Genomic DNA, 25,886 nt, shown 5'->3' on the forward strand with positions numbered 1-25,886 from the left:
GCTGGCAGCTCGGGCGCGGTTAATCGGTGGGCAAAATCGACCGTACGCTGTTGTTCCCTCCAATAATCATTCTGGAGCTTCAGATGTCTGCGCCACACGATCATGCTTCGTCCACAGTGTCCCTCGAGGCACTGACGCAACTGCTTGAAACGATTTTTCTGCGCCACGGCACGTCCAGCGAAGTCGCCCGGGTGCTGGCCGCCAACTGCGCCAACGCCGAACGCGACGGCGCTCACAGTCATGGCGTGTTTCGCATCCCCGGTTATGTCTCGACGCTGAAAAGTGGTTGGGTCAATGGCCATGCGGTGCCCCAGGTTGAAGACGTCGCGCCGGGGTTTGTCCGGGTTGACGCCGGCAACGGTTTTGCCCAGCCAGCGTTGGCAGCGGCCCGACCTTTGCTGATCGAGAAGGCGCGTCATGCCGGGATCGCGGTGCTGGCGATACGCAACTCGCATCATTTCGCCGCTTTGTGGCCGGATGTCGAGCCCTTCGCCGACGAGGGTCTGGTCGCGCTGAGCGTGGTCAACAGCATGACCTGCGTGGTGCCCCATGGCGCTGATCGGCCATTGTTCGGCACCAATCCGATTGCCTTCGCCGCACCAAGAGCCAACGCCGCGCCGATTGTGTTCGACCTTGCCACCAGCGCCATCGCCCATGGCGATGTGCAGATCGCCGCGCGCAAAGGTGAAAAACTCCCGGTCGGCATGGGGGTGGACAGCCTCGGCCAACCGACCCAGGACCCCAAGGCGATTCTGGAAGGCGGCGCATTGTTGCCGTTCGGCGGGCACAAAGGCTCGGCGCTGTCGATGATGGTCGAGTTGCTGGCGGCGGCATTGACCGGCGGCAATTTCTCATTCGAGTTCGACTGGTCCAACCATCCTGGCGCGAAGACGCCATGGACCGGTCAGCTGTTGATCGTCATCGATCCGAGCAAAGCGGCGGGGCAGAACTTCGCCCAGCGCAGCGAGGAACTGGTGCGGCAGATGCACGGAGTCGGGCTCAAGCGTTTGCCGGGGGATCGGCGGCATTTGCAGCGTGCCCGCTCATTAGCGCAGGGCATCACGCTGGATGAACAGGCGCTGGGGCAGTTGCGGGAGTTGGCGGGGGAGTGAGTCTTTTGTTGTTCTGACATTGCAGTGACAAGGTCAAAAGCCCCTCACCCTAGCCCTCTCCCGGGGGGAGAGGGGACTGACCGCGTGGTTTGGGCGAGGTACGCCGACTTGGGATACCCAGGTGAATTCAGTAATGGAAAAGCAAAGCGGTGGGCATAAAAAAAGCGAACCCTGAGGTTCGCCTTTTTCTGTGCGCCTGACTCAGCGACGACCGAGCAGCAGGCCCACCACCAGGCCGAAACCGGCGGAGACTGCCACGGTTTGCCAAGGGTGGCCACCGATGTAGTTCTCGGTGGCTTCAACGGCGGGTTTGGTACGGTCGCGCACGCTGGACACCGAATCCAGTGCCAGCTGCAGCTTCTGGGCGATTTGTGCGCGCAGCGTTTCTGCTTCTTCGCCTACCAGTGAAGCGCTGCTCTTGAGCAGTTTGTCCGATTCTTCGATCAGAGCCTGAAGCTCGCTGAAAGCTTGATCCTTGATTTGCTCTTCGGCAGCTTGCGAGGCGGTTTTACGGGCCATTGGGTGACTCCTTGCAGGTGAATGGACAGTGACCAATGGAGTGTAGCGGCAGGCGAAAAGTTGCATGTCATTCGTGGACAAGGGAAAAACCTGCACCGGAGATTTGTGTCGAGCGTGTAAGATGTCGCCATTTTACGCAGCAGGATATATCCCCATGAGTTTCAATCTGGCCGACAAATCCCTCGCAGAGCGCGCAGCGCTGGAAGACGAGAAATCCCGTCTGTTCGAACTCTGGCAGAACAATCTGGGCAAAGCCAAAGGCGAAGCCGCGCGCCTGTTTGGGGAGCGCTCCAAGCGCAAGGGCAAATGGGCCGAGTGGGTCCGCGCCGAGCTGGACGGCATGTCGCCGCCGGAGTTCGCCAACATGGTGCGCAGTGAAGTCAATCGCCTGATGGCGGCGAACAAATAATCCGTTTCACCCCTGGCTGAACGTGGCGGCAATCGCCTCACGAACCTTGACCAGCACCGGATCGATCTGTGTGCTGGTACGCCAGCCCAGCTCCACCGGGTAGCGCGGCAGAGCCAGAGGGCAGGGCAGCAACGCCAGCCCGCTCAGCGCCGCGATACTTGCGGCGGCGTGGGCCGGGATCGTCGCCACCGCCTGACTGCCCTTGAGCAAAAACGGCAGTGCAGCAAAATGCGTGGTCGACGCGCAGACTCGGCGGCTCAAACCCACTGCCGCCAATCCTTCGTCGGTAATGCCGATAAAACCGCCCGACGACACCAGAATGTGCTCGCGTTCAACGAACTCCTGCAACGCGATCTGCTGTTGGCCCGGGGCGAGACTGGCTGCGTCTACCAGACACGCATAGCCGCCTTCGCCCAAAACCTGACGACTGAGCAGGCGCTCGGCAAATCCTCCGGCAGTGATCGCCAGGTCAATGCTGCGCTCCATCAACGCGCGAGCGACGATCTGGCTATGGGTCTGGCGAAAGATCAGCCGCAGCTTCGGCGCACGACGGGCGATTTCCTCTATCAGGCGGCGGCCGTAGGCAATTTCAAAATCATCTGACAGACCGATCGCTACCGAGCGACCGTCGTATTGATTGGCCGCAGGATCAAGCATGGCCAGACTTTGCCGGCATTTGTTCAGGGCATCGCTGATCACCGGTTTCAGCTGATTGGCTTGCAGCGTCGGCGCCAGACCACGCCCGGTGCGCACGAACAACTGATCGCCATACACTTCGCGCAAGCGGCGCAATGCCGCGCTGACTGCCGATTGCGTTACGCCAAGACGCAGGGCGGCGCGGCTGGCGCTGGATTCGTCGTGCAGCGCTTCGAAGACTTTCAGCAGATTGAGGTCGATGTCGGCGATATTCATTTGGCTCATATCATTCAGCAGTGGGCAGGGCTTTATTCATGATCGCGTGACGCCGGAGAATCGGCAACACCTGAACCTGATGGAGTAAATACGATGGCTAAATCCATAGTGGCGGCGTTGCAGATCGGCGCCTTGCCCGGTGGCAAAGACGAAACCCTTGAACAGATCCTGAGCTGGGAAGACGCAATCAGCGAATCCGGTGCTGCGCTGGTGGTGATGCCGGAAGCCTTGCTCGGTGGTTATCCGAAAGGCGAAGGTTTCGGCACCCAGTTGGGTTATCGACTGCCCGAGGGGCGTGAGGCCTTTGCGCGGTATTTTGCCAACGCCATTGATGTGCCCGGCGCCGAAACCGACGCCCTGGCCGGATTGTCAGCGCGCACCGGGGCCAATCTGGTGATCGGCGTGATCGAGCGCGCCGGCAGCACGTTGTATTGCACGGTGCTGTATTTCGATCCGCAGGCCGGGCTGATTGGCAAACACCGTAAGCTCATGCCCACCGGCACCGAGCGACTGATCTGGGGCAAGGGTGACGGCTCGACGCTGCCAGTGTTCGACACCCAGGTCGGCAAGCTTGGCGCGGTGGTCTGCTGGGAAAACATGATGCCGCTGCTGCGCACGGCGATGTATGCCAAGGGCGTAGAGGTCTGGTGCGCGCCGACCGTGGACGAGCGTGAGATGTGGCAGGTCAGCATGCGCCACATCGCCCATGAAGGCCGCTGCTTCGTGGTCAGTGCTTGTCAGGTGCAGGCCTCGCCGGATGATTTGGGTGTGGAGATTGCCAATTGGCCAAGTGATCGGCCGTTGATTGCCGGTGGCAGCGTGATCGTCGGACCGATGGGCGATGTGCTGGCTGGACCGTTGCGTGGGGGAGCGGGCTTGCTTACGGCGCAGATCGACACCGATGAACTGATCCGCGCGCGGTATGACTACGATGTGGTCGGCCACTATGCGCGGCCGGATGTGTTCGAGTTGACCGTTGATGAGCGCGCGAAGCCGGGGGTGCGGTTCAACTCCTGACCTTGAAACTTGTAGAGAACCTGTGGGAGCGAGCCTGCTCGCGAAGACGTAGGCACCATGAATATCGCAGTTGCCTGAAGCACCGCCTTCGCGAGCAGGCTCGCTCCCACAGGGGTTGTGTGTTGTTCTGCCGATTGAGACCGCTGACTACCAGGTCGCCGCGCTCGCCTTGGGCAGGCTCAACTTGCCGCTGTCGGTAAAGCGCATCGTGCCAAACAGTCCACCGGCGAGTTTGCCGCGCAGCACGTAGGGCAGGTTATCGAGGCTTTGCGTCTGGCTCAGGCCCAAGGTCTGGCGCAGGAACGAGAACGCCGAGACGCTGACCGGTACCGTGACAATGGCTTCAGAGAAACGCGGGATCGAGCCGCTCTGATCGCTCACACCCGAAGCCAGCGAATGACCATTGACCTCCAGATCCAGGGCGATGCCGTTGTAATCGATCGCCGTTTCATTGGGGTTCTGCACGCGCAGCTTGATCGCGAAGCGTACTTCCAGCTCCTGACTGGGCAACGGTTCGAGGCCGACCACGTTGATGTTCACCGGATCGCGGTTGGGAAACAGTGCGCAGGCGCTGAGCGACAACAGCAGAAGCGACAGGATGACGGCGTGGACGCGGCGCATAAAAATCTCTCGAGAAAAAAAGGGCTGAACCGTCGCCGGTGCAGCCCTTTTTTTCGAGGCGTGACGTCAGCGGTTCAACTGTGCGACAGCCGCCGCTTGGCCGGGTTCACCTTTGGCGGCGACGTCGGGGTTTTCCATGACCTGCAGAATCGAAGCTTCCGGGTCGAAATCATCTTCTTCCAGCTCGATGAATTCTTCCGGCAGGAAGATGTTCAGCACGATAGCGCACAACGCACCGACAGTGATTGGCGATTCGAAGATGTTGCGCAGCGCTTGCGGCAGTTCGCGCAGGACTTCCGGCACCGCTGCGATGCCCAGGCCCATGCCCAGCGAGATCGCCACGATCAGCATGTTGCGTCGATGCAGGCCGGCCTCGGCGAGGATCTTGATTCCGGCCACGGCGACGGTGCCGAACATCACCAGCTCGGCGCCGCCCAGCACCGGTTTCGGCATCAATTGCAGCACCGCGCCGATCATCGGGAACAAACCGAGCAACACCAGCAGCCCGGCGATAAAAAACGCCACGTAACGGCTGGCCACCCCGGTCAACTGGATCACGCCGTTGTTCTGCGCAAAGGTCACCATCGGCATGCTGTTGAACACTGCCGCCATGGCCGAGTTGAGACCATCGGCGAGCAGGCCGGATTTGATTCGGCGGATGTACAGCGGGCCTTTCACCGGTTGTCGCGAGATCATTGAGTTGGCGGTCAGGTCACCGGCAGCTTCCAGTGGCGACACGAGGAAAATCACCGCCACCGGCACGAACGCCACCCAATCGAAGTTGAAACCGTACTTGAACGGCACCGGCACGCTGACCAGCGGCACCTCGGGCATCGAAGCGAAATCCACCGTGCCCATCAGCCAGGCCACCACGTAGCCGAGGGTCAGGCCGATGACGATCGCGCCCAGGCGCAGAAACGGCACGTCGACACGGTTCAGCACAACGATGGTGCCGATCACCAGCGCCGCGAGAAACACATGGCTGGCCGCGCCAAGATCTGGCGCACCGAAGCCGCCGGCGATGTCGGTCATCGCCACTTTGATCAGCGACAGGCCCATCAGCGTGATGATCGTGCCGGTCACCACCGGCGTGATCAGCATGCGCAGTTTGCCGATGAACTGGCTGAGCACCACTTCGATGAACGCGGCGAAGAAGCACACGCCGAAGATCGTCGAGAGGATTTCATCAGTGCCGCCGCCGCGCGCCTTGACCATGAACCCGGCGCTGAGAATCACACTGATAAAGGAGAAACTGGTGCCTTGCAGACAAAGCAGACCGGAACCCACCGGACCGAAGCGCTTGGCCTGGACAAAGGTGCCGAGGCCGGAGACGAACAGCGCCATGCTGATCAGGTAGGGGATTTCACTGTGCAGACCGAGGGCGCCGCCCATGATCAGGGTCGGGGTGATGATGCCGACGAAACTCGCCAGCACGTGCTGCAACGCGGCGAACACCGTGGCGGTGAGGTGCGGACGGTCGTTGAGGCCGTAGATCAGGTCATTGTTGCGCGGGGTTTTTTCAGAGGCGGTCATGGTGAGGTGCGCGCCGCAAGGCGGGGCCGGGTCAGAAAATGGGTGCGCAGAATGCCGCAAGCGGGCGGCGAGGGCAACGAGCAATAACTGCCTGAAAGGTCAGGTTTTTGGGCTCTGTGGGAGCGAGACTGCTCGAGAAAGCGGCGGCTCAGTCTGCATCTCGGTCACTGACGAGCCGCCTTCGCGAGCAGGCTCGCTCCCACAGTGATCGTCCACGCGCGTTAATCAACAATGGCCAATCGCCCGTGGCATACTACCGCGCATGACTTTCGACTCCCCCCTCAGTGCCTGGCAATACGCGGTCGACCACAAGGGTTTCATCCAGGATGAAGCCCAGGAGCACGCAGTCTGGGCCTTGCAAAAATGCCATGAAGCCTTGCACGCCGGCGCCCGTTCGGTCAGCGGCGTGTACCTGTGGGGGCCGGTCGGTCGTGGCAAGACCTGGCTGATGGATCAGTTCTATCAGAGCCTGCGCGTGCCGGCGCGGCGTCAACACTTTCATCACTTCATGGGCTGGGTGCATCAGCGTTCGTTTCAACTCAGTGGCATCGCCGATCCGTTGCGCGCCTTGGCGAAAGAGCTGGCCGACGAAGTGCGCGTGCTGTGCTTCGATGAGCTGTTCGTCAATGACATCGGCGACGCGATTATTCTCGGCCGGCTGTTTCAGGTGATGTTCGATGAAGGTGTGGTGATCGTCTGCACCTCCAATCTGCCGCCCGATGATCTATACGCCGACGGCTTCAACCGCGACCGTTTCACGCCGGCGATTGCGGCGATCAAGGCGCATATGACCGTGGTCGCGGTGAATGGCGCCGAGGATCATCGCTTGCATCCGGGCACGATCGAGCAGCGTTATTTTGTTCGCGCGGATGATTTACTGAGCGCACTGGAGGCCGTGTTCAAATCGCTGGCTGCAGATGAGACTGTCAGCGAGGAGCCAGTGGCCGTGGGCCACCGCACGCTCAACGTGGTGCAAGCCAGCGAATCCGTGCTGTGGTGCCGCTACAGCGATCTGTGCGAGCAACCTTTCTCCGCCATGGACTTCATTGCCCTGTGTGATCGCTACCGGGCTATTCTGTTGAGCGAAGTGCCGAACCTCAGCGCACAAAAACGCGAAGGACGTATTGCACGCGGTACCGAAGACGGTCCTGAGCGCGTGGTCGCCGGCGACCGCGAACTGCCGCAGTTATCGGTGCACGACGACGGCGTTCGCCGCTTTATCGCGCTGGTCGACGAATGCTACGACCGCAAGGTGCCGCTGTACGTCGAGGCGGCTGTACCGATGGAGGCCTTGTACACCGAGGGTTATCTGGAATTCCCGTTCCGCCGCACCCTCAGCCGTTTGCAGGAGATGCAATTGCAGCGCTTCGCTGAAGCCTGAAAAAAGAGGGCGCCGACATGAGTCAACCGTTGTCCCATCATTTGCTGACCATGGCTTACCAGAACGCCTGGGCCAACCACCGCCTGGCCAAGGCCTGGACCCGGCTCGACGCCACTGAGTTGGCCGCGCCACGGGTGAGCTTTTTCCCCGGCATCCGCCTCACGCTTAATCACATCCTCACTTGCGACTGGTTCTACGTCGACGCGCTGGAGCGCGAATTGCGCGGGGACGAGCCGCACCCGGATTGCTACGTATTCTTCAATGCAGACGAGCCTTTTACCGATGCTGCGGCGCTGCGTGCAGAACAGGCCCGCGTCGATCGCCGGCTGATTGCTTATTGCGAGCAACTGCGCGATGCCGATCTGCCGAGAATCGTCACCATCGCCCGCGACACACCGCAACATGAAAGTCGACTGCGCATGCTCTCGCACCTGTTCGAACACCAGATCCATCATCGCGGCCAGGTGCACGCCATGCTCAGCGGCACGACGGTGAAGCCACCGCAACTGGATGAATTTTTCTGTGTCGGCGAAAGCGCATTGCGTGCTGAAGACTTCGCCGAACTTGGCTGGACCGAAGAGCTCATCTGGGGCCACTGACCGCGAAAGATCGCAGCCTCGTTGCACTCGTCAACTCCTACACATATCGGACCGTAGGAGCTGACGAGTGCAACGAGGCTGCGATCTTTTGATCTTCAGCTTTTCAAGTTGCCCTCTCCGGCACACCCAAGCTAATGTCCCCAGGCCTTCCAGCAAGCACCTTGCGTGCCGGGGCTTTTTGTTTATCGGGGATGGAAATGGATTTCGCAGAAATACTTGTGCTTCAGGCCAGTTACAGCAACCCGGTGCACGCCGAAGCCATCGGCATCGTGCTCAACCACTACGCCGAAGATCCCATGGGCGGTGGTCACCCGATCGCGCCCGAACTGCTGCAACGCCTGCCCGAAGAACTCGCCCGCCGCCCGCATGCTTTCAGTGTGCTGGCCTTCGTCGGCGGCGAACCGGCCGGGCTGGTTAACTGTTTCGAAGGCTTCTCGACCTTCGCTTGCAAACCGCTGGTCAACGTCCACGATGTCGCCGTGGTCGGCAAATTTCGCGGCCTGGGGCTCAGTCAGAAAATGCTGCAGAAGGTAGAAGACATCGCCCGTCAGCGCGGTTGCTGCAAGATCACCCTGGAAGTGCTGGAAGGCAATGCGGTGGCGCAGGGTTCGTATCGCAAATTCGGCTTTGCACCGGGGATGTTCAATCCAGATCACGGGCGGATGTTGTTCTGGATAAAGGATTTTCAGGCCTGAAGGCTTCTCACCGCAAATCACCAACATAAAAAAAGGCGCCCCAAGCAGGGCGCCTAACTGTCATCTCCCGGGCCAGAGCGGAGCCACGGAAGGTCCATCGGTTGCTCGGTAAAGCTCAGTCGCGATAAGACTCGGTCACCTGCGCCGTCTGGTCAGCAGGGACGCGAATTTCTTTCGCACTGGAGTCGGCCTTTTGCTCGCTTTGCGCGTGCTGGACTGGGAAGTTGTCGTAGTAATAACGCATACGTTCGGCACCACCTTCAGCGAAGGCGCTGGTGGAGCCGAGGGCGAGCAGAGTGGTGAGGATGATAGTGGTGGTTTTCATGGTGCCTCCTACTGAACAAGTGGGAGTCGGTTCGTCCGTGAAGCAGACCGCAGAAAAGAGTCTGTGTCGCCGCCATTAACAATGGGTTAACGCTGGTTCAGGGCAACTATTGCTGGGTATTTCAGAGCGGATTACCGCAGCAGCACACCAATCAGCAGGCACAAAAAAGGGCCCTCGCAGGCCCTTTGTCGTCTTACTTCTTCGCCACCTCTGCCGAGGCAGGCTGTTTGGGTTTCATCAAGCTGAAATCGATCAGTGACCGTTTCGCCGTCTGATACGGATCACCAATCAGCAGTTTGCGCGGCACAAAGCTGTCGCTGACCAGACTCTTGCTGCGATCCAGTTCATCCGAGCTCAATCCGACCAGATCCGCCCAGGTGTGGATGAACTGCGAGCTACTGTACGGGCGGCTGAGGTCGCCAGCGAAATTCCAGTCGTGGTTTTGCTTCCACTTCGGCGAGGCCCAGGCCATGAACGGGATGGTGTACATCGGCGCGGTCGGTTTGTTCTCGTTGCGGCCCAAGGTGCTGTGGCCGGCCGAGTCAAAGACGTCTTCGCCGTGGTCGGACAGGTACAGCAAAAAGCCGTTCGGGTCGGATTTGGCGTAGTCCTTGATCAGGCTTGAAACCACGAAATCGTTGTACAGCACCGCGTTGTCGTAGCTGTTGTAAGTCGGCAATTGGTCATCGCGCACTCCGGCAGGGACACCCTGGCGATCCTGGAACTTGTCGAACGTCGGCGGATAACGGTACTGGTAGCTCATATGCGTGCCGAGCAGATGCACGACAATCAGTTTGCGTTCAGCCGGGTCAGTCAGAGCCTTGTTGAACGGCTCGATAACGTCACCGTCGTACTGCGCGGCGTTCTGGTTGCGGTTGTTGTTCAGGTACACCTGCTCGTCAGCCTGTTCGGAGAAGGTCGTGAGCATGGTGTTGCGCTTGGTCATGGTCTGCTGGTTGGTGATCCAGAAGGTCTTGTAACCCGCTTGTTTCATCACGCTGACCAGCGACGGCGTCGACAGGTACAGATCCGGGTTCTGCTCATCGGCGAAGGTCAGCACTTGCTGCAACGCTTCGATAGTGTAGGGGCGCGGAGTGATGACGTTGTCGAAAATCGCCAGTTGATCCTTGAGCTTGTCCAGTTCCGGCGTGGTGTTGCGCGGGTATCCGTACAGACTCATGCGCTGGCGGTTGGTCGACTCGCCAATCACCAGCACCAAAGTCGCCGGTTGCCCGGCCGAGGCGTCCTTGAGGTTTTTCAGCGGCGGGATCTTGCTGGCACTGTCGAGCATGCCTTGCATGTCGGCGAGGGTTTCCTGATAGCGGTGATAGGCCACAGCCATCTGCCAAGGGACGGCGGGCTCGATACGGGTTTCGAATTTCTCGAAGCCTTGGGCGAAGGTGCCCATGCGCATGGTTTGCTTGACCAGCGGATAGCCGACCACGGCGACGACAATTGCCGTCGCCGCTACCAGCGCGCGACCACGTGGCATGTAAACCGGGCGCAGACGCGTCCATAAAAAGTAAGCGAACGCGGTATGGGCGAGGAACGCCGGGATCATCCACCAGGCGAAATACTGCGTCATGTACTCGCCGGCTTCCGACACGTTCGATTCGAACATGATGAAGATGACGCTCTGCGAGAATTCCTGCTGATAAATGAAGAAGTAGCCGAGGCTGGCCATCGAGCAGGCCCACAGCACCACGCCGATGATGGCGGCGAGCAGGCGGGTCTGTTTGGGGAACAGCAGCATCGGCGCCAGCCACAGCGCGCTCATGACGAAGGCTTGGCGGAATCCGGTGAAGCCGGATGTGCCGGTCAGCTGGATCAGCAGTTGGGTGATACCCGAGAAGTACCAGAAGAAAACGAACAGCCAGATAAATCCAGCCCAGTCAAAACCCGTCGCAGTCGTTTTGCTGCGTTTGAACAATGCCATTCAGTGCTCCAGCTCAATCATCAATCCCACGCCGGAACGCTTCCATGACACCGACGAACAGAGGCCGTACGCGCAGGTACGGCCAGAATGGGGCGGAGTATCCCCAAGGGCATGTGAAAGATTTGTTAAGCGCCGCGTTTGATGAGTATCGGGCGGTCAGAGGTGCAACGTGTCGGGAACGACGGGGGCCGTTCCCGAAGCAGGCGGGGATCAGGCGTGGGGTGCGCGCTGCACAACCGGACGCGGTTGCGGCTGCGAGCCTTGGGTCAATGCGCGCAATTGCGCCAATTCGTGCTTCAACTGGTCGCGCTCGTCTTTCAACTGGCGCAATTCATCGCGACGGACCGTAACGTAGAGGGTTTGTGGCGGCATTGCTGTGTGTACTGTGCCCATTGCTCACCTCGCAAATGGCGTGCATCAACTGTAAGTCACTCCTCGTTTTGAGGCGCTTGACTTACTATCGGCGCCAATTTTGATTTCTTTTGCCCTGGAAGGGAACTTTTTTATTTTTCATGGTCGGTGTGTCTTCGGCAGGATTCGGGGCGTTATCACTCTGGATCGGGCACAATGCCCGGAAACTTCATCGCAACGCTCTGGACTAACCTCCATCAGTCGCGTTGGGCTATAACCAATGACACACATTTATTTGTAGTAAGGAGCATCAGCACATGCAACTCGGGATTATTGGACTGGGCCGCATGGGCGGCAATATTGCGCGACGTCTGATGCTCAACGGGCACACCACCGTTGTTTACGACCGCAATACCGCTTTCATCGATAACCTGGTCGCCGAGGGCTCCACCGGCGTCGCCGACTTGCCTGCACTGGTTGCCGGCCTCGACAAGCCGCGCGCTGTCTGGGTCATGCTGCCGGCCGGCGCACCGACCGAAGACACCATCAACACCCTGAGCGAACTGCTTGAACCCGGCGATACGATCATCGACGGCGGCAACACCAACTACAAGGACGACATTCGCCGCGCAAAGACGCTGAACGAGAAGGGCCTGCACTACATCGACGTTGGCACCTCCGGCGGCGTCTGGGGCCTGGAACGTGGTTATTGCATGATGATCGGTGGCGACGCTGAAACCGTGCAGCGTCTCGACCCGCTGTTTGCCGCACTGGCGCCCGGCATGGGCGACATTCCGCGCACCAGGGATCGCAAGTCCGATGACCACCGTGCCGAGCACGGCTACATCCACGCCGGTCCCGCCGGTGCCGGGCACTTCGTGAAGATGATTCACAACGGCATCGAGTACGGCATGATGGCCGCGTTTGCCGAGGGCTTCGACATTCTCAAGACCAAATCCAGCGAACGCCTGCCGGAAGATCAGCGATTTGATCTGAACGTGGCCGATATCGCTGAGGTCTGGCGTCGTGGCAGCGTGGTTTCGTCGTGGCTGCTGGACCTGACTGCCGATGCGCTGGCCAGCGATCCGAAGCTTGACGGTTTCTCCGGCTCGGTCGCCGACAGTGGCGAGGGTCAATGGACCATCGAAGCGGCCATGGAGCAAGCAGTGCCAGTACCGGTGCTGTCCAACTCGCTGTTCTCCCGTTACCGCTCGCGCGGGCAGGGCACCTTTGGTGACAAGATCCTGTCGGCACAACGCTTCGGCTTCGGCGGCCACGTGGAGACCGCGAAAAAATGACCCGTACGATCCGCAGAAAATCCAAGGCAGAACCCGCACCACCGACCACGCTTTTTTTGTTCGGTGCCCACGGCGACCTGGTCAAGCGCTTGCTCATGCCGGCGCTGTACAACCTCAGTCGCGACGGCCTGCTCGACGAGAATCTGCGGATCGTCGGCGTTGATCACAACGCCATTACCGATGAAGCCTTCGCGCAAAAGCTCGAAGACTTCATCCGCACCGAAGTGGCGGCGAAGGTCGGCAAGGGCGATCAGATGCTTGATCCGGTCTTGTGGGCCAAGCTCGCCAAAGGCATCAGCTACGTCCAGGGCGATTTCCTCGACGACAGCACTTATTCAGCCCTGGCGGCGAAAATCGCCGACAGCGGCACTGGCAATGCGGTGTTCTATCTGGCCACCGCGCCGCGCTTCTTCAGTGAAGTGGTGCGCCGTCTCGGCAGCGCCGGTTTGCTTGAAGAAACCCCGGAAGCGTTCAGAAGGGTGGTGATCGAGAAGCCGTTCGGCTCCGACCTGCACACCGCCGAAGCCCTGAACGCTTGTCTGCTCAAGGTCATGAGCGAGAAGCAGATCTATCGCATCGACCACTATCTGGGCAAGGAAACCGTGCAGAACATCCTGGTCAGCCGGTTCTCCAACAGCCTGTTCGAAGCGTTCTGGAACAACCATTACATCGACCACGTGCAAATCACCGCGGCGGAAACCGTCGGTGTCGAAACCCGTGGCAGTTTTTACGAACACACCGGCGCACTGCGCGACATGGTGCCCAATCACCTGTTCCAGCTGCTGGCCATGGTCGCGATGGAGCCGCCGGCTGCTTTCGGCGCTGACGCGGTGCGCGGCGAGAAAGCCAAAGTGGTGGGGGCGATTCGTCCCTGGTCGACGGAAGAAGCCCGGGCCAACTCGGTGCGCGGCCAGTACAGCGCTGGCGAGCGCGGCCAGCCGTTGAAGGGTTATCGCGAAGAAGCCAACGTGTCGCCCGACAGCACCACGGAAACCTACGTGGCGCTCAAGGTGATGATCGATAACTGGCGCTGGGTCGGCGTGCCGTTCTATCTGCGCACCGGCAAGCGCATGAGCGTGCGCGACACCGAGATCGTCATCTGCTTCAAACCGGCGCCGTACGCGCAGTTCCGCGACACCGAAGTCGACGAGTTGCAGCCGACTTATCTGCGTATTCAGATCCAGCCAAATGAAGGCATGTGGTTCGACCTCCTGGCCAAGCGCCCGGGGCCGGCGCTGAACATGGCCAACATCGAACTGGGCTTTGCCTACAAGGATTTTTTCGAGATGCAGCCGTCGACTGGCTACGAAACCTTGATCTACGACTGCCTGACCGGCGATCAGACACTGTTCCAGCGTGCCGACAACATCGAGAACGGCTGGCGAGCCGTGCAGCCTTTCCTTGATGCCTGGCAGCAGGATGCCAGCGTCGAAACGTATGCGGCCGGCGAAGATGGCCCGCAAGCTGCCGAAGATCTGCTGACTCGCGATGGTCGCGTCTGGCACAGCCTGGGATGACTGATTTGCCGAAACAACCGATACGTTTTCTGCTCAGCGACATGGACGGCACGCTGTTGCTGCCGGATCACACGCTGAACCAACGCACCATCGAAGCCGTGCGCTCGCTGCGCGATGCCGGCGTGCTGTTCAGCCTCGCCAGCGGCCGCCCGCCGAAAGCCATGTTGCAGCAGGTCGAGGCGCTGGGCGTTGATCTGCCGACAGCGGCGTTCAATGGCGGCACCATCGTCAAACCGGACGGCACACTGTTGGCCGCGCATTATCTGCCGGCCACGACCGCGCTGATTGCTCTGGCGCAGTTTGCCGATCAACCGGAGGTGGAAATCTGGGTGTTCAGTGGCGGCGACTGGCTGCTCAAGGACCCGCACGGGCCGATGGTCCCGCGTGAGCAAAGTGGCCTCGGTTACCCGCCAGTGGTGGTCGAGAGTTTTGAACCGTATCTGGAGCGCATCGACAAGATCGTCGCCACCAGCAACAACACAGATTTGTTGATTGAGCTGGAGGCGCAGCTGTTGCCCAAGGTCAACGGCATGGCGCAAGTGTCGCGCTCGCAGCCGGTGTATCTCGACGTTACTGCGCTTGAGGCCAACAAAGGCACCGCGTTGACAACGATTGCCGAATACCTCGGTGTGCCGCTTGAGCAAACCGCTGTCATCGGCGACGGCGGCAACGACCCGGCGATGTTCAAATGCGCAGGTTTGTCGATTGCCATGGGGCAGGCGGAAGAGGCGGTGAAGCGTCAGGCCGATGTCGTTACAGCGTCAAACACCGAAGACGGTGTGGTCCTGGCGATCAAGAAATATATCCTCACGCACTGACCCAACACCAAAACCAATGTGGGAGCGAGCCTGCTCGCGAAGGCGGTGTGTCATTCAACAGATTCGTTGCCTGACACGACCTCTTCGCGAGCAGGCTCGCTCCCACAGGTTTTCGCGGCGCGTGCAAACCCCGGTAACCCACAGGTTTATTCAGTGTTGCTTAGAGCCAATAGCTCACCGCATACCAGCCCAACAAACCCATCACCACGGTATACGGCACCGCCATCCACACCATGCGCCCGTACGACAAACGTACCAGCGGCGCGATCGCTGAGGTCAGCAGGAACAGAAACGCTGCCTGACCATTCGGTGTCGCCACACTCGGCAGATTGGTGCCGGTGTTGATCGCAATCGCCAGCGTTTCGAAGTGCTCGCGAGTCATGTGCCCGGCCAGAAAAGCCTGTTTCACCTCAGTGATGTAAATGGTCGCGACAAATACGTTGTCGCTGATCGCCGAGAGCAGACCATTGGCGATGAACAACATGCCCGGCTGTTGATCCATCGGCAGCGCCAAGACCCACTCGATGAGTGGAACGAACAGATGCTGATCGTGAATGACTGCCACTACGGCAAAAAACACCACCAGCAGCGCGGTAAACGGCATGGCGTCCTTGAACGCGCTGCCCAGGCGATGCTCGTCGGTGATGCCGGTAAACGCGGTGATCAATATGATCACCATCAATCCGATCAGGCCGACCTCAGCCAGGTGAAACGCCAGGCAACCAATCAGAATCAGTGCCGCCGCGCCTTGCACCAGCAGCGCCGCCGTCTGACGAGGCGTGCGTTTGGCGTTGTCCTCGGCAGCGTAGTTGGCCAACACAGCGCGGACGTTGTCCGGCAGCAGCGTGCCGTATCCGAACCAGCGCAGCTTCTCCAACAGCACGCAAGTAACCAGACCCGCGACCAGTACCGGCAGCGACACCGGGGCTACCTTCTGGAAGAACTCGCCGAAATGCCAGCCCATCTCATGGCCGATCAACAGGTTCTGCGGCTCACCGACCAAGGTGCAGACGCCACCGAGCGCCGTGCCGACCGCGCCGTGCATCAACAGGCTGCGCAGGAAAGCGCGGAATTGATTCAAGTCCTCATGGTGTCGCGACGGTAAATGCTCATCGTCAGCGAATTCGCTGTCCTTACGTGGATCATTGCCAGACGCGACCCGGTGATACACCGAGTAAAAGCCGACAGCCGCACTGATGATCACCGCCGTCACGGTCAGCGCATCAAGGAACGCAGAGAGGAACGCCGACAAGAAGCAGAACATCAGCGCCAGAATCGCTTTCGAGCGCACGCCCAACAGCAGCCGCGAGAATAGAAACAGCAGCAGATCTTTCATGAAGTAGATGCCGGCAACCATGAACATCAGCAGCAGGATCACCGGAAAGTTGTGCAGCAACTCATCGTACAGCGCTTGCGGCGTGGTCATCTTCAACAGCAACGCTTCAATCAACAGCAGGCCGCCGGGCATCAACGGATAACACTTGAGCGCCATGGCTAGGGTGAAGATGAATTCGATCACCAGCAACCAGCCTGCGGCGACCGGGCCGATGGTGAATAGCACCACGGCGTTGAGAATGAGAAAACCGACGATGGTCGCCTTGTACCAGCGTGGCGATTGCCCGAGGAAGTTGTGCGCGAACGCCTGGGCGATTGAACCGGACATCGGCTGCTCCTTTTATTTAGAAGCGCGAAAGTTGCCGGATGTTTCAAGGAAGATCAAGTCGCCGATAACCCCGATCCTGTTGAATGCGCTATGGATTCAGATAACGCGCAACCATTGCCCGGTAGTTGCCATCCAGTGAATAGCCCCCCACCACGATAGCCCCGTCAGTTTGTACGGCCAGAGAATTGGCTGTATCGAGACTTCGCCCCAGTCGCGTGCGCAACCAACCGTGGCCCTGGCCGAACGCTGGATCGAGGCTGCCATCAGCCTGATAGCGGGCGACCATGAAGTCCGCGTCAACCCCGCCGATGGTCGCGCCCACGGCGACGATGCGGCCGTCGCTCATTAGCTGGGCGGCGTTCCATTGGCATCCGCTGGGGCCGATGTCCAACACCTGTGGCTGGCCATGATGACAGTGCAGGTCCGGTCGACCGTTGGCGTGCAGGACAAACGTCAAACAGCGGATTGGATCGCGGCTGCTGCCCAAGCAATAAAGTCTGTCATCGGACTCAATGATCCGGCTGACCTGAGCGCTGTTGCCGTGAGCCTTGAAGGCCATGAAGCCATCGACGGCGAAGCGCTCGTCCAGGCTGCCATCGGGCCGATAAACCGCCAGCAGGCCTTGCTGAGGAAAGTCGATGGAGCCTGCGACCACGACGCGCCCATCCTTCTTCAACAGCAGCGTACTCAGCCAGGTATTGAGCAGCAGGTGGCGGACCACGACGAATCCGCGTCCATTGAAGGATTCGTCGAGCCGGCCATCAGGATGCAGGCGAATCAGCATCCCGGCGTGGTCGGCGAGGCTGAAATGATGGTTGGCGATCAGCAGAATGCGACCGTCCTCCTGCACCGCGAAGTCACAGGCTTCCACACCAGGCACACCCGGCGGCAGCCAGTTGTCGCGGGTACCCATGGACAGGTCGCCGGGCAGGCGCACAATCTGGAAACCGTCATCACCGAAGGTGCGGTCTGGCTGGCCGTTGGCATCGAACAGGGCGAGGGCGGGCAGGGTGCGTTGGGTATCTTCATAATGCAGCCCGGCCAGCAGAATCCTGCCGTCAGCTAGCACCTGAACCTTGCCGGCCTTGGCTTCGAAATCCTCGACGAAACTGCCGATCACGCTGCCGTGAATGCCGAACGACAAATCCGCCGAACCATCACCCAGCAGCCGTGCCAAGCCAAAACGACTTCCCTTGGATGTACCGACCTTGGCGGCGACCAGAATCCGACCCTGCGCATCGAGCGCGACATGTTGCGTCTGGCTGGACAAACTGCCGGCAAAGTACACCTGCGCAACACCGCCAATGGCGAATGTCGAGTCGAGCAGACCGGGTTTGTTCCATGCAACAGGCAGCGCATAAGTGCTCAGGGTGGACATGCACGCGTCTCCTTGTGCGTGAGCCGATACCCAGTGGTTGGGAGGCTGACTGCACGAGCGAAACATTCAATCCCTGAAACGCGATAAGTACAACGGGGAGAGTTAACAGAAGGACGGTCGCACTGTGCCAGAACAGTGTCTTGTTGAACCACTCGCAAGCGAGCCAAGTAGTTTGGATGAATCTGCGCTGCAAGTACGTGGCTTATTCGACTACGCATACAACAAGGGCGGATGACTTTAACGTCATCCGCCCTTGTTCGATTATCAGTGTGGCATCGACCACGATTGCAACTTGTGGCCGTCTTCGCTCAGCTCGGCGCGGGCCTGTTGCAGCAGTTGTTCGAGTTGCGCCGGGTCAGAGTAGGCGCTGCTCGGGATCTGTTTGCGACCGATGTGTGAGTTGGTGCGGTCGACGACGGTCAGGCTCAGTTCGCCATTGCCGTCTTGTGGCGCCCAGGCCACGCATTGAAAAGGCTTGAAGGCGTGGTTGGCAATCAAAAGTGCTTCGTTGATACGCAGCGGGGCAGTCATGGGGTCGTCTCTCTATTGGCGCCCAATCAAATGATGTGCCGTCGGTTGGGCTTACCGTGCGGCTGGTTACTTGTACTGATGCACGCAACCGGGGGGCGGGTCACAAGTGAAACAAAGAAATTTCAGGTTCTTTACATAACGTAAGTTCGTTTCGTTAATCCTGCACCCGTCCGAACACCGCGCTGAATTCACCCCTCACCCCAGCCCTCTCCCCGAGGAGAGGGAGCCGAGTTGAGGGCTTTTCAAACTCGAGTTCGGCTCGGTCTTTCAGATCGGCTGACCTCGCGTAAACACCGCGGTCAGTCCCCTCTCCCTCGGGAGAGGGCTAGGGTGAGGGGCCGCTCTTTGACTCAGCGCAAATAGTCGATAGCTAACTAACAACCAACGTTCTTATAACTCTTTTAATAACCGCCCTATAAGCAATCGGTACAAGCCCCTGTCAAAATCTTGCTAGTGTTACAACCGGGTCTGCCAAATGACTGTTTTTACGATCATTTATCAAATTTGGCGCCAAGGAACAGTCATGAGCGAAGCGCCTGCGTCGAGACGTTTACTGGTGGTCGATCCCTGCGACGACTGCCATCGCCTGTTGCCGGGATTGCGCGCCGTCGGTTGGGATGTCGACAGCTGTAATCTGGAGAACGCCGCATCCCGTGCCTGTGACGTCGGCCTGCTGCGCTTGCAGCCTTACCACCTGGAACGTCCAGAAGCGGTCAAAGAACTGATCAGCCGCAGCGGCACCGAATGGATTGCCGTGCTCAATCAGGAAGTCCTGCGCTTACAGAACGTCGGTGATTTCGTTTGTGAATGGTTCTTCGACTTCCACACCTTGCCGTTCGACGTCTCCCGCGTCCAGGTCACCCTCGGCCGCGCCTTCGGCATGGCGCGCCTGCGCGGGCAAGGCACGATTCACGTCGATCAGCCGGAGCACGAACTGCTCGGCGACAGCAAACCGATCCGCGAACTGCGCAAACTGCTGAGCAAACTGGCGCCGACCGAATCGCCCGTGCTGATTCGCGGCGAAAGCGGCACCGGCAAGGAGCTCGTCGCGCGCACCCTGCACCGACAATCCCAGCGCCACAACAAACCATTCGTGGCGATCAACTGCGGGGCAATTCCAGAGCATTTGATTCAATCCGAACTGTTTGGTCACGAGAAAGGCGCGTTCACTGGCGCTCATCAGCGTAAGGTCGGACGCATCGAAGCGGCCAATGGCGGCACATTGTTCCTCGATGAAATCGGCGACCTGCCGCTGGAATTGCAGGCCAATCTGCTGCGCTTTCTTCAGGAAAAGCATATTGAGCGGGTAGGGGGCAGTCAGCCGATCCCCGTAGATGTGCGAGTGCTCGCGGCAACCCACGTTGACCTGGAAGCAGCCATCGAGAAGAAGCGCTTTCGTGAAGACCTGTATTACCGGCTCAACGTTCTGCAAGTGGTCACCGCACCGCTACGCGAACGCCATGGCGATCTGTCGATGCTGGCCAACCATTTTTCGCACTTCTACAGCCACGAAACCGGGCGCCGGCCTCGTAGTTTTAGCGAGGATGCGCTGATCGCGATGGGCAAGCACGACTGGCCGGGCAATGTGCGCGAGCTGGCCAACCGGGTCAGACGCGGGTTGGTGTTGGCGGAGGGGCGCCAGATTGAGGCACGGGATTTGGGGTTGATCAGCCAGCATTCGATTGCCACGCCGATGGGCACGCTGGAGGATTACAAGACCCGAGCGGAACGGCAGGCGTTGTGCGATGTGTTGAATCGGCACAGTGATAATTTGAGTGTGGCCGCGAAAGTCTTAGGGGTTTCGCGGCCTACTTTTTATCGGTTGTTGCATAAGCATCAGATTAGGTGAGTGCAAGATTTTGAATATAAATGCAGTTGTTTTTATTAGGGAGTCACACAAAACATCCAATATAGTGCGTTTGATCTTGCTCCATAATAGGATTGGATTTTATAATTTCCGCAACCTTATATTTTTGATACGTGTTTGCACCACAGCTCCCCCCACATAAAGGTATAACATTAATGTTTTTGGCGTCTCGTATTTTGCGGCATTAAAACGAAAATTTTGAGACTGCCAAAGCATAGAGCCGGGTAGGTTGAGCTGCGTTCTTTCGTTATTCTGCTTGAATATTACAACGCACAGTTCTGTGTTTTTATAATCAAAACTCAACTCATATTGGTCGCCCTCTTCAATTTTTTGGAAACTTTTGACGATCTGAATGGCACTGCGCACCTGTGGGCCAGGTACTGATTCAAGAAAATACTCGTTTTCAATAAAGGAAATTTTTGGATGGGAGACCTCTGCATCTTGGACTGCCCAATGATTCCAGTCATAGTTCTCAAACGTAGTCAAATCATCCAACCCAGCCTTAACCCCATAACTCCTCACCCGACACCCAACCGCCTCACTCTCAACCGCCCCCTCATACAACCCAACCTTCAAAACAACAGCCAACGTCGAATCCGCCTTACACCCCCGCAACCACTCCACCTCAGCCAGATAACTTAACCCCACCCCCTGATCATGCACTGCCCCCACAAACTGCCGCTTCACCCGCTCCCCACCACCCGCAAACGTCTCCACATACTCCAACCAAATCGGACACCCGGCGCACTGAAACGGCCAAGCTCCGCACAGCACCTTCGTATCATCCTTGATCAACCCAACATCCAGCACTTCGTCATCAAACCCCTCAAGCTTCGGCATTGGCATGCTCGACTGCAGCAACTCACCAATCATCAACGTCACACTCTGCACAGGCGTCGGCTGTCCATTAACGATCAGGCTGTATATCAACTCCACACTGCGCTGCAGATTTGCCCCCGTGACGGAGAAATCAATGTCGAATTGCACTTTCGACTGTCCCGCCACCGGTTTTTGCTGGGGAGGTACTGAGCCGGCGCCGGGTCTGCCGGCGATTTCCAGGTTCACCTCGTGATTTGCGCCAAACGCGGCGGTGTCAAACACCACGGTAAATCCATTCTGATGCCGGTTCGGGTCAAGTTTGTAATCCGGCGCCTCGACAACCGTTGGCGGTTTCAACTGACTGACTTCGCCAGTGACCGTGACGACAACGTTATTGGACGGGCGCGCGGGCACGTTGGCGCTTAGCAGCTGATAGTCGATCTTGGCCGAACCGTTGGCGATTGCTGCGATCTTGCCGTTCGGGATCGGGAAGTCGTGGTGGCCGGGCACGCTGTCGATGGTTTTTTCCAAAGGACCGACGATGACGGGCGCTCCCGCTGATGTCGTGCCAGCCCAGGTCAAGACAACCTTGTCACCGGGCTGGTAGTCCGGGGCTGTGAAGTACACCCGGGCAGCAGCATCGCTCGTGCCCAGCACCTTCAGGTCGATGGTGGTGACGTTTTGGTTGTTGACCCAGATTGTTGGTGCTGGCAGGCGGCTGATGCTCAGGTCGACGTGGACTTCAGTGAGCCGCGCCCAAGGATCTTTTGGGTCAGTTAGATTGCCTACACGGTCAACCACGCGGAAGGACACCGGTATATCGCGGCCGCTACCCTGTTTCCTGATGACGTCCTCGGTGAAGGTGACGAAGATCCGATTGTTGTGCGGATCATCAATCTGCTGCTGCGTCACCGGATAGAAAAACACGACCTGGTCTCCCCACTTGCCAATGATTTGGTCGTAGGTGGCGATGTATCGGTAGTGATCGATGTACATTCGGATCCCTCCCTTGGCCATCTCGCTATCGACTCCGTTCGACGGATCCGGGACCAAGGTGTAGCTGAGGCCGGAGTGCCCCGGTTCGCCGTCGTCGTCAACATCTGCGGGCCGGGTGAGCTTCACCCACATCAGTAGCTCAGTGGATTTGACCGGTTCCTGAGGAAAACGAGTGACTCGATAAAACACTTTGGCGGAGCCATTGGTGATGAATCCGACGGGGACGTAAAACTCCACTTTTTGAGTGCTGAGATCATCGATTACAGTAAAATCCACCGGGTTATCATCGTCATCCCAATACAGCTCACATTTATCGTCAAGGGCCATGTTCAGCCAGGCGTCCACGACGATTTTCAATACTCCCTTTTCAATGGAATCAATGGCGATGCCGCCGTGATAATGCTCCGGCGTTTCGAGGTTGGTGGCCGAGGGAATACGGGGCGGATACAAATTGGCGGTGGTAAGAATATCCATGGCGATGCTCCTGAATATGGGCTGGCCGCGGGCGACCAGACGCTCGAGCTATCAGAAGTTATTTAGGCAAAAAGCGCACCTGTCAGATCTGACAGGTGCAGACCTGTTTCCGATGAAGGGTCGCGAGCAAAGAGCCTGAAGATCAAAAGATCGCAGCCTTCGGCGGCTCGTACATGGATTCACTCAATCCAGACTGTAGGAGCCGCCGAAGGCTGCGATCTTTTGCTTTTGCTTAGAAGTAATACGGGAATTTCAGGCTGAACGAAAAGTCCGGCGCATCATCGGTCATGCCGATCGACAGGTTCGGCACGATCGTCAGATTGTCGGTTGCAGCAATCGTCATGCCGACGTTGAAGTAACCGGCGTTGGCATCACTGGACACCACCGATTCCCAATCGCCGCCGTCCTGTTTCAGCTTGCTCTTGCGTTGCACCAGGTCGGAGACCGAGAACGACATACTCATCTTCTCGTTAAGCGCGAAGGCGATACCGGCGCCGATCTGGAAGCTGTCGCCGATGCGCACTTTGCCTGGGGTTTTCTGGTTGACCGTGGAGCTGATGTCGTCAAACGACTCCTCGAGGTTGTGGGTGTAGGAGAGGCTGCCGAACAGCACCGCCGGGTCAAACGTCTTGACCAGCGAGATGCCCGGCGTGATCGACCAGACGCCGTTGCCGGTGGGCAGGGTGTCGGGGACGAACAGGTTGGAGTTGGCGTCGGTCTGGCGCAGTTTGATGCCGAACGGGTCTTTGCCGGTCGGCGCCTTGACGCGCAAGGTGACGACGGCGTCCGGGGTGTTGACCGACTCGTCGAGGAACTTGTAGGCGATACCGAAGTTGACGTCGCCGATGGTTGGATCCTTGGTCACGGTTTCTTCTGTTGTTACGCCAGCCGCGCCCTGGTTGCCGCCGCCGGACTGATACGTCGACTCGCGATACACCACCGGCACGTTCAGGTCGAACTGCCAGCGGTTGTCGAAGTTGTAGCGGCCGGTGAGGTCCAGGGTCCAGGTGTCAGCCTTGATCCGGTCGAGGTTGATGTTGCCCAGGAAGATCGAATCCAGCGCAAGGAACCCGTTCAGGATCAACTGGCGGGTGTCATAGCGTGAATAGGTGACACCGGTTTCGAAACTGAACTTGCCGCCACCGAAAAAGCCGCTGGCCTCGTCGTACAGGTTGGAAACACTTTGCGCCGGTTGCGAATCATCAGCCAGCGATTGACCGTAAGAAGCGCCACTGCCCCCGGCGGCGCCTCCCGATGCAGCGGCCGCACCGGTGCCTGTGGCGGCTCCGGCGGCGACGCGATTGCCTTTCATGTCGGACGGCGATTTGGCCAGCCGTTTTGGCGGTGGGGCGGCGGGTGTTTCTTCTACCTGGCGGACCCGTTGTTCAAGTACCGCCAGCGCTTGTTGTTGTTGTTCGTATCGTTGTCTCAGTTCCAGAAGTTCCCGTTTCAGGGCTTCTACATCGGCGTCGGGTGCTGCTTGCAGCATTGCCGCCGGGAGAAGGGTACTCAAACACACTGCAGCACGCAGTGATACTGATCGATACATGAATAAGCCGTCCCTTTAAGCCCAATGATCGAGACTCAGCGTAGTTCAATATCCGATATTGCGTAGGGCCCCGAGTTGGGTCAGGTTGCAATCCAGTGCACCGGCGCTTCTGCCGTTATTGTTAAGTACGACGTTGAGTTGCGTAAGGTTGTTGACCACGTTGGCGCTGCCCAGCAAACGGGTGTTCTGCAGCAGCCCGCCCTGGGCGACCTGTTGCAGCGCCGTGCCTTGATTGCCGCTGGCCTGAATGGCCATTTGCACGCCACCGCCATTGGCCGAAACCGCGACACTGCCGGCGCCGTTGCTGCCGCTGATGGTCTGCCCGGCGATGAGCGCCTGGCCCTGCGACGGCACCAGTGCCGGGGCCTGACTGGCTTCGCTGACGTTGATCGCGACGTTGTTGTTGGCGGTATTGCCGTCGCCGGCGGCGCGTACGCTTTGCGTCACACCCTGGCTGCTGTTGAGGCCGGCGCCACCGATGACAGTGCCGGTGCCCAAGGTGGGGGTGCTGCCGTTGCCCGACTCCTTGATGGTCGAGACATAGAATTCCGGTTTGACGGTTGCAGCCTGGATCTGCATCGAGGTCGCGGCCCCGATCAAATCGCCGCTGGCGTTGCGCCAGGTGCTGCTCATGACAATGCCGAAGCTGATGATCCGCCCCGGCATGACGTAACGACCGCGCAGCTCGGCGAGCTCCTGGTCCTTGATTTCGATGGGTTTGAATCCGGCATGGGCTAAACCTGACGCACTCGCTGCCAGGCAGGCGGCGGCCAGCCAGTATGAGCTTTTCATCTGCTGCTCCCGGGACATCCAGTCCCATTCTCTAACTCGGCGATTAAAAGAAGTCGCTCTGAATGAACCCGAAATCCATCAATTCCGCATCTTTGACCGGGTTGAAACTGTCCAGCGAGTTCTTCGCCGTCAGCGGCACGGGAGGGCTGCGCAAGGCATTGGCCTTGTCGTAACCGGGGCCGACGATGGCAAAGACAATGCCGTTCCAACCTTTGACAAAGTCGTCGTGCTTGTAGCGTTTGTGGCCGAGAACCGGGTCACCGATGTAGACCCAATCCTTGTCCGAACGCTGCAGGACGACGAAATGCTTGTAGCCACGAATGTCCATCAGAACCACCACCGGAATGGTCACCGCTTCGAGTTTCTCGGGCGGGATCCGGTAGCCACGGGCGCGCATGCCGATGCTTTCTACGTAGCGCTTCATGTCGAGCATGGAGAAACCCTGGGTTCGCACCAGGTCCTGGTCAGCGTTGACCAGCATGCCTTTGATGATGTGCTCCTCATCGACGTCGAGCCAATAGGCCTGGCGCAGAACCGTTGCCAGTGCAGCAGCGCCGCAGCTGAAATCGGTTTTCTGTTCGACGATGTCGGCAAACTTGCGCTCACGAATGCTTTGCACGTCCTTGTAGACCAGCACGCCACCCGGCAGGGCGGCCACGGGCATCTGTGCCGCCTGAGTCAGGCCGCACAGACAAAGCAGAGCGAGGAGGGCAGGAGTCCGCATGATCGAATACGCCTTGTGGAACCTGGGAAAAAAGCCCCGTTGCCGGGGCT

Annotated in this window: 24 protein-coding genes; 10 read left to right on the forward strand and 14 right to left on the reverse strand. The window is 59.1% G+C overall.

Annotation, left to right across the window (positions count from 1 at the left end):
* Positions 1-83 precede the first annotated feature (83 nt).
* A complete protein-coding gene (locus AC0IXA_RS01130; protein ID WP_471811229.1) occupies positions 84-1,112 on the forward strand; it encodes an Ldh family oxidoreductase in 1,029 nt (342 codons plus the stop codon).
* 201 nt (positions 1,113-1,313) lie between these two features.
* Here AC0IXA_RS01130 and AC0IXA_RS01135 read toward each other — a convergent pair whose 3' ends face one another.
* Positions 1,314-1,631 (reverse strand): ElaB/YgaM/YqjD family protein, encoded by a 318-nt coding sequence (locus AC0IXA_RS01135; protein ID WP_024012897.1) that lies wholly within the window; start codon positions 1,629-1,631, stop codon positions 1,314-1,316.
* A 154-nt stretch (positions 1,632-1,785) separates the two neighbouring features.
* On the opposite strand from AC0IXA_RS01135, the gene AC0IXA_RS01140 reads away from it, so the two are divergent.
* Positions 1,786-2,040 carry a hypothetical protein gene (locus AC0IXA_RS01140; RefSeq protein ID WP_003224595.1) on the forward strand — a complete coding sequence of 85 codons (255 nt, stop codon included), beginning with the start codon at positions 1,786-1,788 and terminating at the stop codon, positions 2,038-2,040.
* A gap of 6 nt (positions 2,041-2,046) precedes the next feature.
* Here the strand turns inward: AC0IXA_RS01140 and AC0IXA_RS01145 are convergent, their stop codons facing one another.
* Positions 2,047-2,961: a LysR family transcriptional regulator gene (locus AC0IXA_RS01145; protein WP_471811231.1), complete on the reverse strand. Its 915-nt coding sequence runs from the start codon at positions 2,959-2,961 to the stop codon at positions 2,047-2,049.
* Between the two features lie 84 nt (positions 2,962-3,045).
* On the opposite strand from AC0IXA_RS01145, the gene AC0IXA_RS01150 reads away from it, so the two are divergent.
* Positions 3,046-3,969, forward strand: coding sequence for a carbon-nitrogen hydrolase family protein (locus tag AC0IXA_RS01150; RefSeq protein WP_471811233.1), 924 nt, complete (start codon positions 3,046-3,048; stop codon positions 3,967-3,969).
* Positions 3,970-4,116: 147 nt separating this feature from the next.
* Here AC0IXA_RS01150 and AC0IXA_RS01155 read toward each other — a convergent pair whose 3' ends face one another.
* Together AC0IXA_RS01155 and AC0IXA_RS01160 are read right to left on the reverse strand one after the other, a co-directional pair.
* Positions 4,117-4,590, reverse strand: a complete 474-nt coding sequence (locus AC0IXA_RS01155; RefSeq protein WP_073474543.1) for an LEA/WHy family protein — start codon at positions 4,588-4,590, stop codon at positions 4,117-4,119.
* 66 nt (positions 4,591-4,656) lie between these two features.
* Positions 4,657-6,123, reverse strand: coding sequence for a nucleobase:cation symporter-2 family protein (locus tag AC0IXA_RS01160; protein WP_341637585.1), 1,467 nt, complete (start codon positions 6,121-6,123; stop codon positions 4,657-4,659).
* Positions 6,124-6,385: 262 nt separating this feature from the next.
* Here AC0IXA_RS01160 and zapE point away from each other — a divergent pair, with 262 nt between their 5' ends.
* From zapE to AC0IXA_RS01175, 3 genes are all read left to right on the forward strand, one after another.
* Positions 6,386-7,504 carry a cell division protein ZapE gene (gene zapE / locus AC0IXA_RS01165; protein ID WP_471811235.1) on the forward strand — a complete coding sequence of 373 codons (1,119 nt, stop codon included), beginning with the start codon at positions 6,386-6,388 and terminating at the stop codon, positions 7,502-7,504.
* A 17-nt stretch (positions 7,505-7,521) separates the two neighbouring features.
* Entirely contained in the window at positions 7,522-8,103 is a 582-nt protein-coding gene (locus AC0IXA_RS01170; protein ID WP_341637583.1) for a DinB family protein, read from the forward strand.
* Between the two features lie 197 nt (positions 8,104-8,300).
* Positions 8,301-8,798, forward strand: coding sequence for a GNAT family N-acetyltransferase (locus AC0IXA_RS01175; protein ID WP_341637582.1), 498 nt, complete (start codon positions 8,301-8,303; stop codon positions 8,796-8,798).
* 115 nt (positions 8,799-8,913) lie between these two features.
* Here the strand turns inward: AC0IXA_RS01175 and AC0IXA_RS01180 are convergent, their stop codons facing one another.
* From AC0IXA_RS01180 to AC0IXA_RS01190, 3 genes are all read right to left on the reverse strand, one after another.
* Positions 8,914-9,123: a hypothetical protein gene (locus AC0IXA_RS01180; RefSeq protein WP_122507310.1), complete on the reverse strand. Its 210-nt coding sequence runs from the start codon at positions 9,121-9,123 to the stop codon at positions 8,914-8,916.
* Positions 9,124-9,316: 193 nt separating this feature from the next.
* Positions 9,317-11,059, reverse strand: a complete 1,743-nt coding sequence (locus tag AC0IXA_RS01185; protein ID WP_341637581.1) for a phosphoethanolamine transferase CptA — start codon at positions 11,057-11,059, stop codon at positions 9,317-9,319.
* A 210-nt stretch (positions 11,060-11,269) separates the two neighbouring features.
* The gene (locus tag AC0IXA_RS01190) at positions 11,270-11,452 is read right to left on the reverse strand and encodes a DUF6026 family protein (RefSeq protein ID WP_341637580.1); all 183 of its coding nucleotides are present in this window, start codon (positions 11,450-11,452) and stop codon (positions 11,270-11,272) included.
* Between the two features lie 275 nt (positions 11,453-11,727).
* Between AC0IXA_RS01190 and gnd the strand changes: the two genes are divergently transcribed.
* The 3 genes from gnd to AC0IXA_RS01205 are packed head-to-tail and all read left to right on the forward strand — an operon-like array spanning position 11,728 to position 15,043.
* Positions 11,728-12,708, forward strand: coding sequence for a phosphogluconate dehydrogenase (NAD(+)-dependent, decarboxylating) (gene gnd, locus AC0IXA_RS01195; RefSeq protein WP_042609899.1), 981 nt, complete (start codon positions 11,728-11,730; stop codon positions 12,706-12,708).
* Positions 12,705-14,225: a glucose-6-phosphate dehydrogenase gene (gene zwf, locus AC0IXA_RS01200; protein ID WP_341637579.1), complete on the forward strand. Its 1,521-nt coding sequence runs from the start codon at positions 12,705-12,707 to the stop codon at positions 14,223-14,225. Before gnd ends, zwf begins: the two co-directional genes overlap by 4 nt.
* Complete coding sequence (locus AC0IXA_RS01205) at positions 14,222-15,043, forward strand: HAD family hydrolase (protein ID WP_471811238.1); 822 nt, start codon at positions 14,222-14,224, stop codon at positions 15,041-15,043. Before zwf ends, AC0IXA_RS01205 begins: the two co-directional genes overlap by 4 nt.
* A gap of 160 nt (positions 15,044-15,203) precedes the next feature.
* Here the strand turns inward: AC0IXA_RS01205 and nhaB are convergent, their stop codons facing one another.
* The 3 genes from nhaB to AC0IXA_RS01220 form a co-directional block, all read right to left on the reverse strand.
* The gene (gene nhaB / locus AC0IXA_RS01210) at positions 15,204-16,706 is read right to left on the reverse strand and encodes a sodium/proton antiporter NhaB (RefSeq protein ID WP_341637577.1); all 1,503 of its coding nucleotides are present in this window, start codon (positions 16,704-16,706) and stop codon (positions 15,204-15,206) included.
* A gap of 88 nt (positions 16,707-16,794) precedes the next feature.
* The gene (locus AC0IXA_RS01215) at positions 16,795-18,084 is read right to left on the reverse strand and encodes a hypothetical protein (RefSeq protein WP_471811240.1); all 1,290 of its coding nucleotides are present in this window, start codon (positions 18,082-18,084) and stop codon (positions 16,795-16,797) included.
* A 264-nt stretch (positions 18,085-18,348) separates the two neighbouring features.
* Positions 18,349-18,615, reverse strand: coding sequence for a hypothetical protein (locus tag AC0IXA_RS01220; protein WP_016774677.1), 267 nt, complete (start codon positions 18,613-18,615; stop codon positions 18,349-18,351).
* A gap of 523 nt (positions 18,616-19,138) precedes the next feature.
* Here AC0IXA_RS01220 and AC0IXA_RS01225 point away from each other — a divergent pair.
* Positions 19,139-20,464 (forward strand): sigma-54 dependent transcriptional regulator, encoded by a 1,326-nt coding sequence (locus tag AC0IXA_RS01225; RefSeq protein WP_016774678.1) that lies wholly within the window; start codon positions 19,139-19,141, stop codon positions 20,462-20,464.
* A gap of 99 nt (positions 20,465-20,563) precedes the next feature.
* On the opposite strand, the gene AC0IXA_RS01230 is transcribed toward AC0IXA_RS01225, so the two are convergent.
* The 4 genes from AC0IXA_RS01230 to AC0IXA_RS01245 form a co-directional block, all read right to left on the reverse strand.
* Entirely contained in the window at positions 20,564-22,771 is a 2,208-nt protein-coding gene (locus AC0IXA_RS01230; protein WP_471811243.1) for a hypothetical protein, read from the reverse strand.
* A gap of 232 nt (positions 22,772-23,003) precedes the next feature.
* Positions 23,004-24,320 carry a hypothetical protein gene (locus AC0IXA_RS01235; protein ID WP_471811245.1) on the reverse strand — a complete coding sequence of 439 codons (1,317 nt, stop codon included), beginning with the start codon at positions 24,318-24,320 and terminating at the stop codon, positions 23,004-23,006.
* Between the two features lie 45 nt (positions 24,321-24,365).
* Complete coding sequence (locus AC0IXA_RS01240; protein ID WP_073474520.1) at positions 24,366-25,112, reverse strand: hypothetical protein; 747 nt, start codon at positions 25,110-25,112, stop codon at positions 24,366-24,368.
* Positions 25,113-25,155: 43 nt separating this feature from the next.
* Entirely contained in the window at positions 25,156-25,836 is a 681-nt protein-coding gene (locus AC0IXA_RS01245) for a C39 family peptidase (protein ID WP_024012915.1), read from the reverse strand.
* Positions 25,837-25,886 lie beyond the last annotated feature (50 nt).

It is taken from the genome of Pseudomonas sp. AC083 (assembly GCF_979253165.1).

Bases quoted from the DNA above. Each gene is read 5' to 3' on its own strand.
- AC0IXA_RS01130 (WP_471811229.1), top strand. From the start codon at position 84: ATGTCTGCGCCACACGATCATGCTTCGTCCACAGTGTCCCTCGAGGCA.
- AC0IXA_RS01135 (WP_024012897.1), bottom strand. From the start codon at position 1,631: ATGGCCCGTAAAACCGCCTCGCAAGCTGCCGAAGAGCAAATCAAGGAT.
- AC0IXA_RS01140 (WP_003224595.1), top strand. From the start codon at position 1,786: ATGAGTTTCAATCTGGCCGACAAATCCCTCGCAGAGCGCGCAGCGCTG.
- AC0IXA_RS01145 (WP_471811231.1), bottom strand. From the start codon at position 2,961: ATGAGCCAAATGAATATCGCCGACATCGACCTCAATCTGCTGAAAGTC.
- AC0IXA_RS01150 (WP_471811233.1), top strand. From the start codon at position 3,046: ATGGCTAAATCCATAGTGGCGGCGTTGCAGATCGGCGCCTTGCCCGGT.
- AC0IXA_RS01155 (WP_073474543.1), bottom strand. From the start codon at position 4,590: ATGCGCCGCGTCCACGCCGTCATCCTGTCGCTTCTGCTGTTGTCGCTC.
- AC0IXA_RS01160 (WP_341637585.1), bottom strand. From the start codon at position 6,123: ATGACCGCCTCTGAAAAAACCCCGCGCAACAATGACCTGATCTACGGC.
- zapE (WP_471811235.1), top strand. From the start codon at position 6,386: ATGACTTTCGACTCCCCCCTCAGTGCCTGGCAATACGCGGTCGACCAC.
- AC0IXA_RS01170 (WP_341637583.1), top strand. From the start codon at position 7,522: ATGAGTCAACCGTTGTCCCATCATTTGCTGACCATGGCTTACCAGAAC.
- AC0IXA_RS01175 (WP_341637582.1), top strand. From the start codon at position 8,301: ATGGATTTCGCAGAAATACTTGTGCTTCAGGCCAGTTACAGCAACCCG.
- AC0IXA_RS01180 (WP_122507310.1), bottom strand. From the start codon at position 9,123: ATGAAAACCACCACTATCATCCTCACCACTCTGCTCGCCCTCGGCTCC.
- AC0IXA_RS01185 (WP_341637581.1), bottom strand. From the start codon at position 11,059: ATGGCATTGTTCAAACGCAGCAAAACGACTGCGACGGGTTTTGACTGG.
- AC0IXA_RS01190 (WP_341637580.1), bottom strand. From the start codon at position 11,452: ATGGGCACAGTACACACAGCAATGCCGCCACAAACCCTCTACGTTACG.
- gnd (WP_042609899.1), top strand. From the start codon at position 11,728: ATGCAACTCGGGATTATTGGACTGGGCCGCATGGGCGGCAATATTGCG.
- zwf (WP_341637579.1), top strand. From the start codon at position 12,705: ATGACCCGTACGATCCGCAGAAAATCCAAGGCAGAACCCGCACCACCG.
- AC0IXA_RS01205 (WP_471811238.1), top strand. From the start codon at position 14,222: ATGACTGATTTGCCGAAACAACCGATACGTTTTCTGCTCAGCGACATG.
- nhaB (WP_341637577.1), bottom strand. From the start codon at position 16,706: ATGTCCGGTTCAATCGCCCAGGCGTTCGCGCACAACTTCCTCGGGCAA.
- AC0IXA_RS01215 (WP_471811240.1), bottom strand. From the start codon at position 18,084: ATGTCCACCCTGAGCACTTATGCGCTGCCTGTTGCATGGAACAAACCC.
- AC0IXA_RS01220 (WP_016774677.1), bottom strand. From the start codon at position 18,615: ATGACTGCCCCGCTGCGTATCAACGAAGCACTTTTGATTGCCAACCAC.
- AC0IXA_RS01225 (WP_016774678.1), top strand. From the start codon at position 19,139: ATGAGCGAAGCGCCTGCGTCGAGACGTTTACTGGTGGTCGATCCCTGC.
- AC0IXA_RS01230 (WP_471811243.1), bottom strand. From the start codon at position 22,771: ATGGATATTCTTACCACCGCCAATTTGTATCCGCCCCGTATTCCCTCG.
- AC0IXA_RS01235 (WP_471811245.1), bottom strand. From the start codon at position 24,320: ATGTATCGATCAGTATCACTGCGTGCTGCAGTGTGTTTGAGTACCCTT.
- AC0IXA_RS01240 (WP_073474520.1), bottom strand. From the start codon at position 25,112: ATGAAAAGCTCATACTGGCTGGCCGCCGCCTGCCTGGCAGCGAGTGCG.
- AC0IXA_RS01245 (WP_024012915.1), bottom strand. From the start codon at position 25,836: ATGCGGACTCCTGCCCTCCTCGCTCTGCTTTGTCTGTGCGGCCTGACT.